This window comes from Sulfitobacter sp. 1A13421 (genome assembly GCF_043557285.1).
In the GTDB taxonomy this organism is placed as follows: domain Bacteria; phylum Pseudomonadota; class Alphaproteobacteria; order Rhodobacterales; family Rhodobacteraceae; genus Sulfitobacter; species Sulfitobacter faviae.
In genome coordinates this window covers 282,210-298,719 of record NZ_JBIFFQ010000003.1, presented here as the reverse complement: position 1 = coordinate 298,719, position 16,510 = coordinate 282,210, and the positions used below count along the sequence as shown (strand labels likewise).

General features: G+C 63.7%; 15 protein-coding genes. 7 read left to right on the top strand and 8 right to left on the bottom strand.

What is annotated here, in order from left to right; translation table 11 throughout:
• The first annotated feature begins 23 nt into the window (after positions 1 to 23).
• Positions 24 to 776: a bifunctional demethylmenaquinone methyltransferase/2-methoxy-6-polyprenyl-1,4-benzoquinol methylase UbiE gene (ubiE, locus tag ACGYLI_RS08210; protein ID WP_067261168.1), complete on the top strand. Its 753-nt coding sequence runs from the start codon at positions 24 to 26 to the stop codon at positions 774 to 776.
• Positions 776 to 2,308 carry a 2-polyprenylphenol 6-hydroxylase gene (gene ubiB / locus ACGYLI_RS08205; RefSeq protein WP_394418696.1) on the top strand — a complete coding sequence of 511 codons (1,533 nt, stop codon included), beginning with the start codon at positions 776 to 778 and terminating at the stop codon, positions 2,306 to 2,308. Before ubiE ends, ubiB begins: the two co-directional genes overlap by 1 nt.
• A 28-nt stretch (positions 2,309 to 2,336) precedes the next feature.
• On the opposite strand, the gene ACGYLI_RS08200 is transcribed toward ubiB, so the two are convergent.
• Positions 2,337 to 3,518: an acetyl-CoA C-acyltransferase family protein gene (locus tag ACGYLI_RS08200; protein ID WP_394418694.1), complete on the bottom strand. Its 1,182-nt coding sequence runs from the start codon at positions 3,516 to 3,518 to the stop codon at positions 2,337 to 2,339.
• Between the two features lie 115 nt (positions 3,519 to 3,633).
• On the opposite strand from ACGYLI_RS08200, the gene ACGYLI_RS08195 reads away from it, so the two are divergent.
• From ACGYLI_RS08195 to tdh, 3 genes are all read left to right on the top strand, one after another.
• Positions 3,634 to 4,200 (top strand): helix-turn-helix domain-containing protein, encoded by a 567-nt coding sequence (locus ACGYLI_RS08195; protein ID WP_394418692.1) that lies wholly within the window; start codon positions 3,634 to 3,636, stop codon positions 4,198 to 4,200.
• Positions 4,201 to 4,294: 94 nt separating this feature from the next.
• Positions 4,295 to 5,479: a glycine C-acetyltransferase gene (locus ACGYLI_RS08190; RefSeq protein WP_394418690.1), complete on the top strand. Its 1,185-nt coding sequence runs from the start codon at positions 4,295 to 4,297 to the stop codon at positions 5,477 to 5,479.
• Positions 5,479 to 6,519 carry an L-threonine 3-dehydrogenase gene (gene tdh, locus ACGYLI_RS08185; protein WP_394418688.1) on the top strand — a complete coding sequence of 347 codons (1,041 nt, stop codon included), beginning with the start codon at positions 5,479 to 5,481 and terminating at the stop codon, positions 6,517 to 6,519. The genes ACGYLI_RS08190 and tdh overlap by 1 nt, the downstream gene beginning before the upstream one ends.
• 5 nt (positions 6,520 to 6,524) lie before the next feature.
• Here tdh and ACGYLI_RS08180 read toward each other — a convergent pair whose 3' ends face one another.
• The 3 genes from ACGYLI_RS08180 to ACGYLI_RS08170 form a co-directional block, all read right to left on the bottom strand.
• Positions 6,525 to 7,253 (bottom strand): metallophosphoesterase family protein, encoded by a 729-nt coding sequence (locus ACGYLI_RS08180; protein ID WP_394418686.1) that lies wholly within the window; start codon positions 7,251 to 7,253, stop codon positions 6,525 to 6,527.
• 136 nt (positions 7,254 to 7,389) lie between these two features.
• The gene (gene serA, locus ACGYLI_RS08175) at positions 7,390 to 8,985 is read right to left on the bottom strand and encodes a phosphoglycerate dehydrogenase (RefSeq protein ID WP_394418684.1); all 1,596 of its coding nucleotides are present in this window, start codon (positions 8,983 to 8,985) and stop codon (positions 7,390 to 7,392) included.
• A 95-nt stretch (positions 8,986 to 9,080) separates the two neighbouring features.
• Positions 9,081 to 10,244: a phosphoserine transaminase gene (locus ACGYLI_RS08170; protein ID WP_394418682.1), complete on the bottom strand. Its 1,164-nt coding sequence runs from the start codon at positions 10,242 to 10,244 to the stop codon at positions 9,081 to 9,083.
• A gap of 154 nt (positions 10,245 to 10,398) precedes the next feature.
• On the opposite strand from ACGYLI_RS08170, the gene serB reads away from it, so the two are divergent.
• Positions 10,399 to 11,274, top strand: a complete 876-nt coding sequence (gene serB / locus ACGYLI_RS08165) for a phosphoserine phosphatase SerB (protein ID WP_394418680.1) — start codon at positions 10,399 to 10,401, stop codon at positions 11,272 to 11,274.
• A 54-nt stretch (positions 11,275 to 11,328) separates the two neighbouring features.
• Here the strand turns inward: serB and ACGYLI_RS08160 are convergent, their stop codons facing one another.
• The gene (locus ACGYLI_RS08160; RefSeq protein WP_394418678.1) at positions 11,329 to 12,309 is read right to left on the bottom strand and encodes an asparaginase; all 981 of its coding nucleotides are present in this window, start codon (positions 12,307 to 12,309) and stop codon (positions 11,329 to 11,331) included.
• A gap of 186 nt (positions 12,310 to 12,495) precedes the next feature.
• Here ACGYLI_RS08160 and ACGYLI_RS08155 point away from each other — a divergent pair, with 186 nt between their 5' ends.
• Positions 12,496 to 13,020 (top strand): invasion associated locus B family protein, encoded by a 525-nt coding sequence (locus ACGYLI_RS08155; RefSeq protein ID WP_082851954.1) that lies wholly within the window; start codon positions 12,496 to 12,498, stop codon positions 13,018 to 13,020.
• 347 nt (positions 13,021 to 13,367) lie between these two features.
• On the opposite strand, the gene ACGYLI_RS08150 is transcribed toward ACGYLI_RS08155, so the two are convergent.
• The 3 genes from ACGYLI_RS08150 to ectB are packed head-to-tail and all read right to left on the bottom strand — an operon-like array spanning position 13,368 to position 16,500.
• On the bottom strand, positions 13,368 to 14,804 hold the full coding sequence (locus ACGYLI_RS08150) for an aspartate kinase (RefSeq protein WP_067261587.1): 1,437 nt from the start codon (positions 14,802 to 14,804) through the stop codon (positions 13,368 to 13,370).
• A gap of 5 nt (positions 14,805 to 14,809) precedes the next feature.
• Positions 14,810 to 15,202: an ectoine synthase gene (locus ACGYLI_RS08145; RefSeq protein ID WP_394418676.1), complete on the bottom strand. Its 393-nt coding sequence runs from the start codon at positions 15,200 to 15,202 to the stop codon at positions 14,810 to 14,812.
• Between the two features lie 5 nt (positions 15,203 to 15,207).
• Positions 15,208 to 16,500: a diaminobutyrate--2-oxoglutarate transaminase gene (gene ectB, locus ACGYLI_RS08140; RefSeq protein WP_394418674.1), complete on the bottom strand. Its 1,293-nt coding sequence runs from the start codon at positions 16,498 to 16,500 to the stop codon at positions 15,208 to 15,210.
• Between the last annotated feature and the right edge of the window lie 10 nt (positions 16,501 to 16,510).

Sequence of the window (16,510 nt, the reverse complement as noted above, 5' to 3'; positions counted from 1 at the left end):
GAACCAGAGGATCGCAAGAGCAGATGACCCAGGACGCTGACAAAACAACCCATTTCGGTTTCGAGACTGTGCCCGAACATGAAAAGGCCGGGCGCGTGCAGGGTGTGTTCAACTCCGTCGCCAGCAAATACGACATCATGAACGATGTGATGAGTATGGGGATCCACCGCGTCTGGAAGGAAGCGATGATGGACTGGCTCGCCCCGCGCCCCGGTCAGAAACTGCTCGATGTGGCGGGGGGCACTGGCGATGTGTCTTTCAAATTCCTCAAACGTGCCGGTCACGGCCATGCCACGGTGCTCGACCTGACCGAGCCGATGCTGGTCGAAGGCCGCCAGCGGGCCGAGGCGGACAGGCTGACCGGCAGCCTCGATTGGGTCGTGGGCGACGCCATGGCGCTGCCGTTTCCCGACAACACCTTCGACGTTTACACGATCAGCTTCGGCATCCGAAACGTGACCCGCCCCCAAGAGGCGCTGAACGAGGCGTACCGCGTGCTGCGCCCCGGCGGGCGGCTGATGGTGCTGGAGTTCAGCCAACTGCCCAACCCGGCGATGCAAAAAGCCTATGACCTCTACAGCTTCAACGTGATCCCGCGCATGGGCCAAGCCATCGCGGGCGACCGCGACAGCTATCAATATCTGGTCGAATCGATCCGCAATTTCCCCGATCAAGAGACCTTCCTGTCGATGGTGCGCGCGGCGGGCTTTGGGCAGGCTAAGTATCGCAACCTGTCGATGGGGATCGCGGCGCTGCATTCGGGTTGGAAGCTCTGATGCGCGGTCCGCACAATATCTGGCGGTTGATCCGCACGGGCGCGACCTTGGAACGCGCCGGGGCAATGAATGTGGTGCTGGATGCTTTCGATGCCTCCCCGCCGCTGCGTTTCGTGGCCCGCGCGCTTGGCCTTCCGTTCAAATGGCTGGGCTACAAGGGCGACCCGACGATGCCGCCCGCCACCCGCGCGCTCACGGCGCTTGGCCCGGCCTACATCAAATTCGGTCAGGTGCTGTCGACCCGCCCCGACGTGGTGGGCGACGATCTGGCGGTGCAATTGCGCGTGCTGCAAGACAAGTTGCCGCCCTTTGACATGGCGCTGGCCCGCAGCGCAGTCGAGCAGGAGTTGGGCGAGCCGGTCAGCACGATCTTTTCGGAGTTCAGCGAACCCGTCGCCGCGGCCTCCATCGCGCAGGTGCATCACGCGCGGCTGGCCGAGACCGGCGAAGAGGTGGCTGTCAAAGTCCTGCGCCCCGGCATCGAAAAAGCCTTCCGCAAGGACATTGACGCCTTCTACCTCGCCGCCCGCATGGCCGAGATTTTCTCGCCCGGGTCGCGCCGCCTGCGCCCGATGGAGGTGATCGAACATTTCGATGGCGTCGTGCGGGGGGAGCTGGACCTGCGGCTCGAAAGTTCCGCCGCGTCGGAGTTCGCCGCCAACACCAAAGACGACGCCGGGTTTCAACTGCCCGAGATCAAATGGAATTATTCGGGCCGCCGCGTGATGACGCTGGGCTGGGCTGACGGGCTGCCGCTGGGCGACAATGCCGCGCTGGATGCGGCGGGGCACGACCGGGTGGCGCTGTCGGAACGGGTGTTGCAACTCTTCCTTCAGCACGCCCTGCGCGACGGTTATTTCCACGCCGACATGCACCAAGGTAACCTCAAGGTCGCGGCCAATGGCGATATCATAGCCTATGACTTCGGCATCATGGGCCATATCGACAGCTACACCCGCCGGGTCTATGCCGAGATTCTCTATGGCTTCATTCGCCGCGATTACCAGCGCGTCGCCAAGGTGCATTTCGAGGCCGGATATGTCCCCGCCGACAAGGACGTCGATGAATTCGCCCGCGCCCTGCGTGCGGTGGGCGAGCCGATTTTCGGCATGGACGCCACCCGCATTTCCATGGCGCGGCTGCTGACCTATCTGTTTGAGGTGACCGAGCGTTTCGGCATGGAAACCCGGACCGAGCTGATCTTGCTGCAACGCACCATGGTCGTGGTCGAGGGCGTGGCCCGCTCGCTCAACCCGCATATCAACATCTGGGAAGTCGCCAGCCCCATCGTGACCGACTATATCACCAAGTCGCTCGGTCCGCGGGCCATCGTCTCTGATCTGCGCGACACGGCGATGGTCATGGCCCGCTTTGGTCCGCGTCTGCCGGGACTGGTCGAACAGGCGTTGAACCGTCAGGCCGAAGAGCAGCCCGAGCGTCGCCCGCGTTTCTGGCGCTATATCGCGGCGACTGCGGTGATGTCCGGTGTGGCCGGGGCCACCACAATCGCCCTGATTGACGCACTGCTTTAGGGCAGGGGGCCGCGCGGCCCCCCGGCCTTCAGGCGATACGTTCGATGGCCATGGCGATGCCTTGCCCGCCGCCGATGCACATGGTGATCAACGCGCGTTTGCCGCCAATCCGCTCCAATTCGTAGAGCGCTTTCACCGTGATGATCGCCCCCGTCGCGCCGACCGGGTGGCCAAGCGCAATGGCCCCGCCGTTGGGGTTCACCTTTGCCGGGTCGAAGCCCAGTTCCTTGCTCACAGCCAGCGCTTGGCTCGCGAAAGCCTCGTTGCTTTCGATCACGTCGAAGTCATCGGCCTTCAGCCCGGTGCGTTCCAGCAGGCGGCGCACGGCAGGGACCGGGCCGATGCCCATGACCTCGGGGCGCACGCCGGCATGAGCGTAGCCGAGGATGCGGGCGCGGGGCGTCAGCCCTGCGGATTTCGCGGCCTCCGCGCGGGCCAGCACCAGCGCCGCCGCGCCGTCGTTGATGCCGCTGGCGTTGCCCGCCGTGACGCGGCCGTCTTTCTGAAACACGGGGCGCAGGCCAGCCAACGCCTCTGCCGTGGTCGCCTTGGGGTGTTCGTCGGTGTCGAAGGGCACCATGTCGCGCTTCACCTTCACCTCGACCGGCACGATCTGATCCTTGAAATGCCCTGCCGCGATGGCCGCCGCCGCGCGTTCTTGGCTTTGCAGGGCGAAAGCGTCCATCTCTTCGCGGGTGATCGTGTGTTCATCCGCCACGTTCTCTGCCGTCACGCCCATATGCCCGGTGCCGAAGGGGCAGTTCAGCGTGCCCAGCAGCATGTCGAGGCTGCGTGCATCGCCCATCTTCTGGCCCCAGCGGGCGTCGGGCAGCACATAGGGCGCGCGCGACATGCTCTCTGCGCCACCCGCGAGGGCGAAGTCCGCATCGCCCAGCATCAGGCTCTGGGTGGCCGAGACCAGTGCCTGAACGCCTGAGCCGCAGAGCCGGTTCACGTTCATCGCTGGCACCTCGTCGGGCACGCCCGCGTCGCGCGCGGCGACGCGGCTGAGGTACATGTCGCGCGGCTCGGTGTTGATGACGTTGCCAAAGACGACGTGGCCGATCTGTTCGGGGCTAACGCCCGCGCGCTCCATTGCTGCCGCCGCGACGGTGCTGCCGAGTTTGGTGGGCGGGGTGGCAGCAAGACTGCCGCCGAAGGTGCCGATGGCGGTGCGTGCGCCGCTCAGGATGACGATATCGTCTGACATGAAACTCTCCTCTAATCGTTGGCGGCACTATGGGGGGCGGGCGCGGCAAAGTCAGGAGAAACGTCCCGTCATGCGACAGCTTGACAGGGGCGGGGCGCCGCGCGACATATCCGCCATGACGGACAACACCGACAAGATCCTGACACAGCTGCCCGCCCGCCTGAAAGAGGCGCGGCAGGGGCAGGGGTTATCGCTCGACGCCGTGGCGAAGCTCTCAGGCGTGTCGCGCTCCATGGTCAGCCAGATCGAGCGCGGCGAATCGAGCCCCACCATCGCGACGCTGTGGAATCTCACCCGCGCGCTTCAGGTGGATTTTGCCGGTCTTCTCGACGCCGCCCCCGGCGAGCCGCAGATCGAGGTGCTGCGCAGTGCCGCCGTGCCGACGATCAGCAATCTGGGCGACGGTTGCCGCATTCGCATCCTGTCCCCGCCTGAGGAAGCCGGGCATCACGAAGTCTACGAGCTGCTCATCGCCGAGGGCGGCGTGCTCGACAGTGCGCCCCACACCCGCGGCGCGCGCGAGCATCTCACTGTCTTCGAGGGCGCGGTGGAGGTCACCAGCGGCACCGGGACCGAGCGGCTGCAGGCCGGCGACACCGCGCGCTATGCCGCCGACGTGCCCCATGCGATCCGCGCGACAGAGGGGCCGGTCCGCGCCTTTCTGGTGGTTCAAGACGCCTAGTTTCCGCGATACCGGAAAAAATCCGCCATTCCGGAAATCCTCTATTTCGGAATCGCCTCCGCTATGGTAGAAGTCTCCTGAAAAGGAGAGCCTCATGACCCAAGCATTTCTGTCCCATGTCACCGACACCCTGTCCGAGATCGACGCCGAGGGCATGATGAAGAGCGAGCGGCTCATCACTACCCCGCAGGGCGGCGAGATCGCGGTGGGCGACCGCGAAGTCATCAACCTTTGCGCCAACAACTACCTTGGCCTCGCTGATCACCCCGAGCTGATCGCAGCGGCCAAGGAAGCGATGGACGAGAAGGGCTTCGGCATGGCCTCCGTCCGCTTCATCTGCGGCACACAGGACATCCACCGCGAGTTGGAGCAGAAGCTGGCCAATTTCCTCGGTCACGACGATTCGATCCTCTTCGCCGCCTGTTTCGATGCTAACGGGGGGCTGTTCGAGCCGCTGCTGGAGCCGGAGGATGCGGTCATTTCGGACGCGCTGAACCATGCCTCGATCATCGACGGCATCCGTCTGTGCAAGGCCAAGCGCTACCGCTACGCCAACAGCGACATGGAAGATCTCGAGGCCAAGCTGAAACAGGCCCGCGAGGACGGTGCGCGCTTCATCATGATCGCCACCGACGGGGTCTTCTCGATGGACGGCTATCTGGCAAAACTGCCCGAGATCACCGCGCTGGCCGAAAAATACGAGGCGCTGGTGATGGTCGACGATTGCCATTCCACCGGCTTCATGGGGCCAAAGGGCGCGGGCACCCCGGCGCATCACGGGGTCAAGGTGGACATCGTGACCGGCACGCTGGGCAAGGCGCTCGGCGGCGCCATCGGCGGCTATATCGCCGGGCCGCAGCCGGTGATCGACCTGCTGCGCCAGCGCGCGCGGCCCTATCTGTTCTCGAACTCGCTGCCCTCGTCGATCGTGCGCGCCGGTATCCGCGCGCTGGAATTGGTGGAAGAGGGCGACGATCTGCGCGCGCGTCTTTTCGAGAACACCGAATACTGGCGCGCGGGGCTGGAGAAACTGGGTTTCGACCTGCTGCCCGGCGAACATCCGATCGTGCCGGTCATGCTGGGCGAGGCGCAACTGGCGCAGGACATGGCGGCGAAGCTTTTCGAGGAAGGCGTCTATGTCTCGGGCTTCTTCTTCCCGGTGGTGCCGCGCGGTCAGGCGCGCATCCGCACCCAGATGAACGCGGCGCTGACCCGCGACCAATTGGACCGCGCGCTGAAAGCCTTCGAGACGGCCGGCAAGGCCTGCGGGGTGATCTGATGGCGACCAACGAAATGAAAGCGCTGGCCAAGCTGCACCCCCGCGAGGGGCTGTGGATGACCCATGCGCCGGTGCCCGAGATCGGCCCCGAGGACGTGCTGATCAAGATCAACAAGACCGGCATCTGCGGCACCGACATCCATATCTGGAACTGGGACGACTGGGCCGCCGGGACGGTGCCGGTGGGGCTGATCACCGGCCATGAGTTCGCGGGGGAGATCGTCGAGCTTGGCCGCAATGTCGAGGGGCTGGAGATCGGCCAGCGCTGCTCGGGCGAGGGGCATCTGATCGGCAAGCAGTCGCGGCAGAGCCGGGCGGGCAAGTTCCACCTCGATCCCGCGACGCGGGGCATTGGGGTGAACGAGCAGGGGGCCTTTGCGCAATACCTCAAGCTGCCCGCCTTCAACGTGGTGCCGCTGCCGGACGAGATTTCCGACGACATCGGCGCGATCCTCGATCCTCTGGGCAATGCGGTGCACACGGCGCTGAGCTTTGATCTGGTGGGCGAGGACGTGCTGATCACCGGCGCGGGGCCGATCGGCATCATGGCCGCCGCGGTGGCGCGGCACGTCGGCGCGCGGCATGTGGTGATCACGGATGTGAACCCCGACCGTCTGGCGCTGGCGGAAAAGGTCGCCGACGTGGTGCCGGTGAACGTGGCCAAGGAGGACTTGGCCGATGTGATCCCGCGGCTGAAGATGAAGCAGGGTTTTGACGTCGGGCTCGAGATGTCGGGCAACCAGCAGGCGCTGGATCAGATGGTCGAGGCCATGACCATGGGCGGGCGCATCGCCATGCTGGGCATCCCGCCGGGCAAGTCGCCGGTGGATTGGAGCCGCATCGTCTTCAAGGCGATCACCATCAAGGGCGTCTATGGCCGCGAGATTTTCGAGACCTGGTACAAGATGATCGCCATGTTGGAGAACGGGCTGGATGTCTCCGCCATCATCACCCACCGCTTCGGGGTGGATGACTTCGAGCAGGGGTTCGCTGCGATGAAATCGGGGCGGTCGGGCAAGGTGGTGCTGGACTGGACCTGAACCGCTCAGGGGCGCAGGCGATTGCGCCCCTGTTGCGTGAGGACGCAAACGTCCTCCCCTTCGAACACCGCCGCGCAGAGCGGTTTGCCATAGCCCGCCCCGGTGTCGAGGTTCACCCGGTTGCCATAGTGCATGGCGCTGTCGACCGGCGTGTGGCCGTGGACGATCAGCTTGGGATGGGGCGCGGTGTATTGGTGAAACTCCTTGCGGATCCACAACAGATCATTCTCGCGCTGATCGTCCAGCGGCACCTCGGGGCGGATGCCCGCATGGGCAAAGAACAGGTCGGGCGTTTGATGTGATAGGGCGAGGGTCTTGAGGAAATCCACATGGCTCTGCGGCACCGCTGCGCGGGCTTTCTCATGCACCTCTGACATCCGGTCGCGCCCGCTGACCGATACGCCGTAGGACCCCAGTGTCGTGTCGCCGCCCAAACGCGGGTTCAGCCAGTTAAGCTCAACCAGCAGCAGCGGATCGTGGCGGGGGAAATCCTCCATGAACCAGCTGAACATGCGGTCGTGATTGCCCATTAGGAAGGTCCAGTTGCGGCCCTCGGCCTTGCCTTGGGCCAGCCGCTCGATCACCGCTTTACTGTCGGGGCCGCGGTCGGTGTAATCGCCCAGAAAGACAATCTGGGCCTCCGGCCCGCCGTCTTCTTCGATCAGGGTCAAAACGCGCTCAAGCTCGGCGGCGTAACCGTGGATGTCTCCGATGGCATAGATGGGGCTGGGCATGATCGTTCCTGTCCTTCTGCACCCCCTCGTGATGCCGCAAAGCGGCGGGGAAGGGAAGGCTTAGGCCCGACAATGCCCCCAAAAGAAAAAGCGCCCCGCGAGGGGGCGCTTCCAGATTGTGCAGGTCGTGCTGGCCTTAGGCCACGTCGAATTGCAGCGGCTTGATTTGCCGGAACATGCCGGTGTCGCGCAGCTTGCCGATCACCGTCTCGGGCACCTGATCGTCGACATAGAGCAGGGCAATCGCCTCGCCCTTGGCGGTGTGGCGGCCAAGAGTAAAGTTGGCGATGTTCACGCCGTTCTCGCCCATGGTCTGGCCCAATGTGCCGATGATGCCCGGCACGTCTTCGTTGGTGGTGTAGAGCATGTGCTCCCCGATCTCGGCGTCGATGGTGATGCCCTTGATCTGGATGAAGCGCGGCTTGCCGTCCGAGAAGACGGTGCCCGCGATGGAGCGCTCGCGCTTCTCGGTCACCACGGTCACCTTGACATAGCCGTCGAAAACGCCGGACTTGTCCTGGTTGGTGGTGCTGATCTGGATGCCTTTCTCACGCGCGACCACGGGGGCGGAGACCATGTTCACGTCCGGGTTGGCGCGCTTCATGATGCCCGCCACGACGCCGCAGTTCAGTGCCTTGAGGTTCATCTTGGCGACCGAGCCGTCGTAGAGGATGTTGATCGCCTTGATTGGCTCGTCCGTCATCTGGCCGATGAAGGCCCCGAGGTGGCCGGCGAGCTTGACCCATGGGCCCATGACCTTGGCTTCTTCGGCGGTGACCGAGGGCATGTTGAGCGCGTTGGTCACGGCGCCGGTCAGCAGGTAGTCGGACATCTGCTCGGCCACTTGCAGGGCCACGTTCTCCTGTGCTTCGGTGGTCGCGGCGCCGAGGTGCGGGGTACAGACCACGTTGGGCAGATTGAAGAGCGGGTTTTCCTTGGCCGGTTCCTCGGCGAAGACATCGAAGCCCGCGCCCGCCACATGGCCCGACTTCAGCAGGTCGGCCAGCGCTTCCTCGTCCACCAGACCGCCGCGGGCGCAGTTGATGATGCGCACGCCGGGCTTGGTTTTTTCAAGGTTCTCGCGGCTGAGGATATTGGCGGTCTGCTCGGTGAAGGGCACGTGCAGCGTGATGAAGTCAGCGCGGGAGAGCAGCTCGTCCAACTCGACCTTCTCGACGCCCATCTTCTCGGCCTTCTCCTCGCCCAAGAAGGGGTCATAGGCCACGACCTTCATCTTCAGCCCGCGCGCGCGGTCGCAGACGATGCCGCCGATGTTGCCCGCGCCGATCACGCCAAGGGTCTTGCCGGTCAGCTCGACGCCCATGAACTTGGACTTTTCCCACTTGCCCGCATGGGTGGAGGCGCTCGCCTCGGGGATCTGCCGCGCCACGGCGAACATCATCGCGATGGCATGTTCGGCGGTGGTGATCATGTTACCGAAGGGCGTGTTCATCACGATCACACCCTGTTTCGAGGCGGCTTCCTTGTCGATGTTGTCGGTGCCGATGCCCGCGCGGCCGATCACCTTAAGGTTCGGCGCGTTGGCGAGGATCTTTTCCGTCACCTTGGTGGCCGAGCGGATGGCGAGGCCGTCATAGTTGCCGATGATCTCGGCCAGTTTGTCTTTGTCCTTGCCCAGATCGGGCTGAAAATCCACGTCGATGCCGCGGTCGCGGAAGATCTGAACGGCAGCTTCGGAGAGTTTGTCGGAAATGAGTACTTTGGGGGCCATTTGTCTGGTCCTTCATAAACGGGGTCAGCGGTGCGCAGAGACGCGCAGCCGACGAGAGGGGGGAGTAGGGTGCGCGATCCTCGCGCACAATCGCGTCACGCGTTGATTTCGGCTTCAAAAGCCCATGCGAGCCAAGGCAACATCGCTTCGATGTCCGCCGCCTCGACCGTGCCACCGCACCAGATGCGCAGGCCCGGAGGGGCATCGCGGTAGGCGCCGATGTCGAGCGCTGCGCCCTCATCCGCCAGCCGCTTGGCCACGGCCTTGGCAAAGGCGGCGCCGTCCGCGATGCGGTCATCGGTGAACTTCAGGCAGACCGATGTGTTGGAGCGTGTCGCGGGATCGGTGGCGAGGAAGTCGATCCAGTCATGCGCCTCGACGAAATCGGCCACGGCCTTTGTGTTTGCGTCTGCACGCGCGATTAGGCCTTTCAGGCCGCCCACGGATTTGGCCCAGTCCAGCGCCAGCAGGTAATCCTCGACGCAGAGCATCGACGGCGTGTTGATCGTCTCGCCGCGGAAAATGCCCTCGTTCAATTTGCCGCCCTTGGTCAGGCGGAAGATCTTGGGCAGCGGCCATGCGGGGGTGTAGCTTTCCAGCCGCTCGACAGCACGCGGGCTGAGGATCAGCATGCCATGCGCCGCTTCGCCGCCCAGCACTTTCTGCCAAGAGAAGGTCGTCACATCGAGCTTGTCCCACGGCAGGTCCTGCGCGAAGGCGGCGGAGGTCGCGTCGCAGAGCGTGAGCCCCGCGCGGTCCGCCGGGATCACGTCGCCCGTGGGTACGCGCACGCCAGAGGTCGTGCCGTTCCAGGTAAAGCAGACGTCGTTGTCATAATTCAGCGCGGCCATGTCGACGATCTCGCCATACTCAGCGGTGTGGACCTGCGCTTCGATCTTCAACTGTTTCACCACATCGGTGACCCAGCCTGCGCCGAAGCTTTCCCATGCGACCATCTCAACGGGCCGTTCGCCCAGAAGCGACCACATTGCCATCTCGAAAGCGCCGGTGTCGGAGGCGGGCACGATGCCGATGCGGTAGTCGGCGGGCACGCCGAGCACTTCGCGGGTGGTTTCGATCGCCTCAGCAAGCTTGGCCTTGCCGGGCGCGGCACGGTGGCTGCGGCCCAGCGGAGCATCGCCAAGCTTGGTCAGATCGAATGTGGGGATTTTGGCGCAGGGGCCGGAGGAGAAACGCGGGTTTGCCGGTACGGCAACAGGTTTCGCTTCCGGGCGCGGTGCCGGTTGGTTCATAGCCATTGATGCTACCCTCTCAGATATTCGCCCTTCGTTGGGGAAGGGTGTCCCACTTGCCGGGATACGCGGGGAGGCCGGGCTGGCGCAAGTCGCAAAATGACGCTAGGACGCCGGTCATGTCGCTTTGCGCGGCGCGAATGATGCGGATCGGAAACTTATGTTCACGGCAATCTTGTTGACCTCCCCCACCAACCCCAGCCTCGACCCCGCGCTGGTGGAAAGCCTGCGCAACGCTTGGGGCGGGGGTGACGCGCTTTGGCTGGCCCCGGATGAGGCGGCGGAGTTTTCGTTGACCCAGATGCCGGAAAACCGTTGGGATGTCTGGGAAAGCTGCCAGTCCATGGGGGTCGATCTGGTGATCGTGCCGACAGAGGGCCGCCGCAAGAAGATGCTGCTGGCCGATATGGACAGCACGATGATCCAGCAAGAATGTATCGACGAATTGGCCGATGAAGCAGGCGTCGGGGAGCGCGTGAAAGAGATCACGGCGCGGGCGATGAATGGCGAATTGGATTTCGACGGCGCCCTGCGCGAACGGGTCGGCCTGCTAAAAGGTCTGGAAGCCAGCGTGATCGACAAGGTCTTGGCCGAGCGGATCACCCTGATGCCCGGCGGCGGGGCGCTGGTGGGCACAATGAAGGCCAACGGCGGCTATGCCGCTCTGGTCTCGGGCGGGTTCACCGCCTTCACAGCCAAAGTGGCCGAGATGTTGGGCTTTGATGAGAATCGCGCCAATACGCTGCTGGTTGAACAGGCCGCGCTGACGGGAGATGTGGGGCTGCCGATCCTCGGGCGTGAGGCCAAGGTCACCGCGCTGGAAGAGATCACGGCAAAGCTGGGCATCACCGAGGATCAGGTCATCGCCGTGGGTGATGGGGCCAATGATCTGGGGATGTTGGGGCGCGCGGGCATGGGCGTGGCGCTACATGCAAAGCCTTCTGTCGCGGCGGAATGTGACATCCGCATCAACTTTGGCGATCTGACCGCGCTGCTGTTCGTGCAGGGCTATGCGCGTAGCGAATTTGCGGGCTGAGCCTGCCCGCGTGGGACTGCCGCTTCGTTTCATCCAAGCGGCAGCGCGAGTGGCTTAAAGCAGCCCCGCCGCTGGTTTCAGCATCCCGGTTTCAAGCCCGCGCCAGTTCTTGATCGGCGCGTTCATCCGCTTGAGCGCGGCGGGGTGGTTGGCGTCCAGCGCCCCCAGTTTGACCATCAACGCGGTGATCGCACATTCGGCGGCGCGGGTGGTGCCGCAGGCGGCTTTCAGTGCGATGCCCAGTTTGCGCTCGGGCCAGATGGCGATGAAGAAACCTTCGGCCCCGGTCTTCAAGGCGACCTTGCCGTCCATCGCCCGCATCAGTTCCGTGCAGGCGCGACCTTCGCCCGCGACAAGTTCGGGGTGCAGGCGCATAGCTTCGTGCAGGCGCGCCTCGGCAGAGCCTTCGGGGGCGGCGGCGAAATGGGCCATGGCGCGGGCCATGCCATGCAGGGTGCAAGCGTAGTTCGGGGCCGAGCAGCCGTCGATCCCATAGCCGGGGGAGGTTTCTTGCGTGACCGTCTCGAAAGCCTCAAGGCAGGCTTTTTGCACCGCGTGCTCTGGCTTTTCGTAATCTGCGCCGCCGCCCAGATGTTGGTTCAGCGTCAGGAAGCCTGCGTGTTTGCCCGAGCAGTTGTTGTGGATCTGGCAGGGTTTCTCATGGGCGCGGATCAGCCCCTCCATCGCGTCGCGGTCGGCGGGCTCCTGCGGGCCGCAGCGAAAGGCGTCGTCGTCCAGACCCAGCGTTTCGAGCCAGACGCCCACCCGGTCGGTGTGGATGGCGGCCCCTTGGTGCGAGGCGCAGGCCAGCGCCAGTTGCTCGGTGCTTAGCCCCGCCTTGTCCGCCGCGCCGGAATTGATCAGCGGCAGCGCTTGGATCATCTTGGAAGACGAGCGCGGCAGAATGACCTTTTCCGGGTCGCCCCAAGCCTCGACGATCTGGCCGCTGGCGTCGCAGATCACGGCGTGACCGGAATGCACGCTTTCCAGAAAGGGTCCGCGCCAGATTTCCGCAAAGGGGGCTGCTTTGGTCATGAGGTTCATCCTGTTTCTGGGCGAAAACCTGCCAATCAGGGTTTCGTCGGTCGCGCGTTTGCCGTTATTGTGGTTGGTGTCGAACAGATAACAGACACCCGCAAGAGAGCAACCCGCCCGAGGTTGCCCGGTTGGGGTCTGTGGACGTGTTGAGGTCAAGGACGGCTGGAGGCTGGACAGATGGGAATGATGAAGACATGTGGTCTTGCACTTGGGGCGCTCGCCCTTGTGGCGAGCGGCGCAGTGGCGCAGGAGCAGAGCACCAACCGGGTGGCGGCCAAGACCGACTGGAGCGTCTTTGTAGAAGATAACCCGACGGAATGCTGGGGCGTCTCGACGCCCAAGGAAGTCGTGAACACACGCGATGGGCGTGTGGTGGCGGTGAACCGGGGCCAGACATTGCTGATGGTATTCTATCGTCCTTCGGCAGAGGCCAAGGGTCAGGTTGCTTTCACCGGCGGCTATCCTTTCGCCTCGGGCTCGACTGTGACGATGAGCATTTCGGGCAATACCTATGAGCTGTTCACCGAAGGCGAATGGGCATGGCCCGCGACAACGGCGGATGACGCCAAGATCATCGCCGCGATGAAACGCGGTGCGGATGCCACGCTGGTCGGCAAGTCTTCGCGCGGGACGCAGACCAAGGACACCTTCTCGCTTCTGGGCTTCACCGCTGCGGTTGAAGATGCGGAGAAGCGCTGCGGGGGGTGAGCCTCTGAGATTTGAGAGTTTGGGACGGCCTCGCGATTGCGGGGCCGTTTTTGTTTGGGGCGAACGTGCCACCCGGGCCCGAGACAAGCCGTAGGCGCCGGGCCATCGCCTGCCCGCCCGTCACGCCAGAGGCGTGCCAGACCATGCTGGGCGCACCTTCGGTGCGACCGGGTAGGCGATTTGGTGAGGCTGTGCGTGACTTCGCGGGCTCACATCATGGTTGAGGCATAAAGCGGTATCAAAGATATGTCGGTTCGCCGACACGCGGGCAGGCGATGGCCCTCGCACGAAAAAGCCGCGGCTTCCTTTCGGGAGCCGCGGCTAAGAATACGTCGTATATTCCGATGTCAGGCCGCGCGCGACAACGGCGCCGCCACTTCTTCCTCGATAAACGCACCATGCAGCGCCTTGATCACCGGTTGCAGGCTCTCCCGCTCGACGATGAACTGCACATCCACGTTGCGCGGCCCTTGGCTCGCGCCGATGGCTGTCTCGCCAGCCTCTGCGATGGCCACGAGGCCCCGTTGCAACACCGACAAGCCATTCAGATCGCGCCCGATGACCGAGGCCATGGACAGCGTGCGGGTGGTGATCTCGGCGGTGGGGTAAATCTCGGCCAGATCCTTTTCCACCCGGCGCATCGTTTTCAGCGAAGCGTCCAGATAATGCGTGATCGTATTGGCGTTCGACACCTTCGAAACGATCCGCACGTTGTGCCGCGTCAGCACATCGAGGATCGCGGTGTCATAGCCCTTTACGCCGACCATATCCTGCTCGAACAGCTCCAGCGTGACGATATCCAGACCGGTCACGATCTCCACCGCGGGCGCTTCGGCCTGACGGTCGTCGATCAGCGTGCCGGGGTCTTCGGGCTCGAAGGCGTTGGTCACGCGCAGCGGCACGTCGGCTTGGCGCAGGGTCTTGGCCGCCTTGGGGTGGATCGCCTCCATCCCCATGTTCGACAGCTGGTCCGCCACGTCGTAGTTGGTGCGGCCGATCTTTTTGACGGCATGTTCGCCCACCAGTTTCGGGTCGCAGGACGACAGGTGAAATTCCTTGTGAATGATCGCCTCCCGCGCGCCGGTGAGGGCGGCGAGCTTGGAGAAGGTCACCTCGGAATAGCCGCGGTCGAACTCGCGCATCAGGCCCTCGGCGCATTGCGCATAGCCTGTCACGATGGGCATTTCCGTATGAGGGTCGATGCCCTCCATCGCCTGCGCGATGCGCTCGTCGAGGGTCACGTTGCCCTCGTCACGCCACCCCGAGAGGTCGACGAAACGGGCGTTCACGCCAGCGCGTTGCAGCAGGATTGTGGTGACGAATGCGGAATGCGCCTCGCCCAGACCGGACAGTAGCTCGCGTATTTGCAGCATATGCTCCGACAGGCGGAAGTGGCCATAGGCGCAAAGGCGTTGCAGGTCGATCAGGCAGTTGCGGGCACCATGGGTGCGCTCGGACACAAAGGCGTCGGCCTGTTCGATGTCACCGGGATGCTCCAGCACCTCGCGGTGCACGCGCTGCATCTCGGCCGAGACGCGGGTCAGCGCCTCGTGCCAGCCGTGATCGTTGCTGGCATTGGCCAAATGGGCGTAAACGCCCGGCTCGCCGGATTTCTTATGCTCCAGCAACAGGTTCGTGATCCCGCCAAAGGCGGAGACCACGAAGACGCGCCCATAGATGTCTGCGCCCTTACGGTCACCGACAAAGAGCGTATCTTTGAGTTGGTTCACGCGGGACATGGACGTCCCGCCGATTTTTTCGACAGTGTGGGACGGTTGAGTCATAAAACTTAAGCGACCTCCTCGGCAGGCGCATAGGAACCATCTTCGCGGTGCACTTCCTTGCCGGTGACCGGCGGGTTAAAGCAGCACGCCATGTGAAGCTCTTCCTCTGCGCGCAGGGTGTGTTTGTCGTTCAGGTTCAGGGCGTACATTACGCCGGGGGTGATCTCATGCGTCTCCCCGGTGGCGAGATCGGTGATCGACCCCTTGCCCTTCATGCAATAGACGCTCTCGAAGTGGTGCTTGTAGTGGAACGTGTGTTCAGACCCGGCCTCAAGAACGGTGATGTGGAAGGAAAAACCCATCCCGTCGTCGGCCAGAAGCAAGCGTGTCGAGGTCCATTGCGCATCGCCAACGTGACGGTCTGTGACCTGAAGTTTGTTAAAATCGCGTACAATCATCGGTATTACTCCGCTGCCAGTTTCATATTGCCCGTCACATCGCGGGTCGCTTGAAGGAGGATATCAAACCCTTCGCGCATAACCTTCTCCGGCGTGGTGAGCGGGGCAAGATATTTAACAATTTCATCATGTGCGCCCGATGTTTCGATCACGAGGCCCAATTCATAGGCACGCGCGCAGATCGCACCGGCCAACTCGCCCGAGCCTACGTCGACACCCTGCATCAAGCCGCGGCCTTTCAGCGTGGCACCGTCGACCAGATCGGCCACATCCTTGAGCGCGGTGGTTAGCACCACGGCTTTCTCGGCCAGCGACTTTTCGAACGTGTCGTCGGACCAGAATTTCTCGATCGCAACGCGGGCGGTGACGAAGGCATGGGTGTTGCCGCGGAAGGTGCCGTTGTGCTCGGCGGGCTTCCAGATGTCATGCTCCGGCGCGATCAGCAGGGCCGCGAAGGGCAGGCCAAAGCCGGAAAGCGATTTCGCTTGGGTGATCATGTCAGGCTTGATGCCGGAAGCCTCAAAGGAGAAGAAGCTCCCCGAACGGCCACAGCCCGCCTGAATGTCGTCAACGATCAGCAGCGCGCCATGCTTGCGGGCGATCTTTTCAATGCCCCGCATCCATGCGTCGGAGGCCGCGTTCAACCCGCCTTCGCCTTGGATCGGCTCAAAGATAAAGGCCGCGGGCGCGTCGATGCCCGACGACGGGTTCGACAGCATCGCGTCGATCATCTCAAGCGTGTCCACGTTCTCGCCCAATGCGCCTTCGAAGGGCATGTGGGTGACATCGGCCAGCGAGCCGCCGCCCGCGCCGCCGCGTTTGCCTTTGTTGCCAGTGAGAGCAAGCGCGCCCATGGTCATGCCGTGGAAACCGTTGGTGAAAGAGATCACGTTCGTGCGGCCCGTCACCTTGCGCGCCAGCTTGATCGCGGCTTCGACGGCGTTGGTGCCGGTCGGGCCGGTCATCATGACCTTATAGTCCATGCCGCGCGGCTTGAGGATTTTCTCCTCATAGGCGTTCAGGAATGCCGCTTTGGTGTCGCTGTGGAAGTCGAGACCATGGGCGATGCCATCATTGGTGATGTGCTCCACCAGCGCGGCCTTCATGTCAGGGTCGTTGTGGCCGTAGTTCAGCGAGGAGCAACCGGCGAGGAAGTCGATGTAGCGATTCCCGTCCGCGTCGAACATCTCGGACCCGCTGGCGCGGGTGAAAACAGCGTTCATGCCGCGGCAATAGGAGCGCGCTTCGCTCTCGCGGCGGGTAAAGATCGTTGTGTTCTGTGCCATGTCTTTAGGCATAGGAATTCCT

Coding starts and splice junctions, on each gene's coding strand:
- ubiE (WP_067261168.1), top strand. CDS start 24: ATGACCCAGGACGCTGACAAAACAACCCATTTCGGTTTCGAGACTGTG.
- ubiB (WP_394418696.1), top strand. CDS start 776: ATGCGCGGTCCGCACAATATCTGGCGGTTGATCCGCACGGGCGCGACC.
- ACGYLI_RS08200 (WP_394418694.1), bottom strand. CDS start 3,518: ATGTCAGACGATATCGTCATCCTGAGCGGCGCACGCACCGCCATCGGC.
- ACGYLI_RS08195 (WP_394418692.1), top strand. CDS start 3,634: ATGACGGACAACACCGACAAGATCCTGACACAGCTGCCCGCCCGCCTG.
- ACGYLI_RS08190 (WP_394418690.1), top strand. CDS start 4,295: ATGACCCAAGCATTTCTGTCCCATGTCACCGACACCCTGTCCGAGATC.
- tdh (WP_394418688.1), top strand. CDS start 5,479: ATGGCGACCAACGAAATGAAAGCGCTGGCCAAGCTGCACCCCCGCGAG.
- ACGYLI_RS08180 (WP_394418686.1), bottom strand. CDS start 7,253: ATGCCCAGCCCCATCTATGCCATCGGAGACATCCACGGTTACGCCGCC.
- serA (WP_394418684.1), bottom strand. CDS start 8,985: ATGGCCCCCAAAGTACTCATTTCCGACAAACTCTCCGAAGCTGCCGTT.
- ACGYLI_RS08170 (WP_394418682.1), bottom strand. CDS start 10,244: ATGGCTATGAACCAACCGGCACCGCGCCCGGAAGCGAAACCTGTTGCC.
- serB (WP_394418680.1), top strand. CDS start 10,399: ATGTTCACGGCAATCTTGTTGACCTCCCCCACCAACCCCAGCCTCGAC.
- ACGYLI_RS08160 (WP_394418678.1), bottom strand. CDS start 12,309: ATGACCAAAGCAGCCCCCTTTGCGGAAATCTGGCGCGGACCCTTTCTG.
- ACGYLI_RS08155 (WP_082851954.1), top strand. CDS start 12,496: ATGATGAAGACATGTGGTCTTGCACTTGGGGCGCTCGCCCTTGTGGCG.
- ACGYLI_RS08150 (WP_067261587.1), bottom strand. CDS start 14,804: ATGACTCAACCGTCCCACACTGTCGAAAAAATCGGCGGGACGTCCATG.
- ACGYLI_RS08145 (WP_394418676.1), bottom strand. CDS start 15,202: ATGATTGTACGCGATTTTAACAAACTTCAGGTCACAGACCGTCACGTT.
- ectB (WP_394418674.1), bottom strand. CDS start 16,500: ATGCCTAAAGACATGGCACAGAACACAACGATCTTTACCCGCCGCGAG.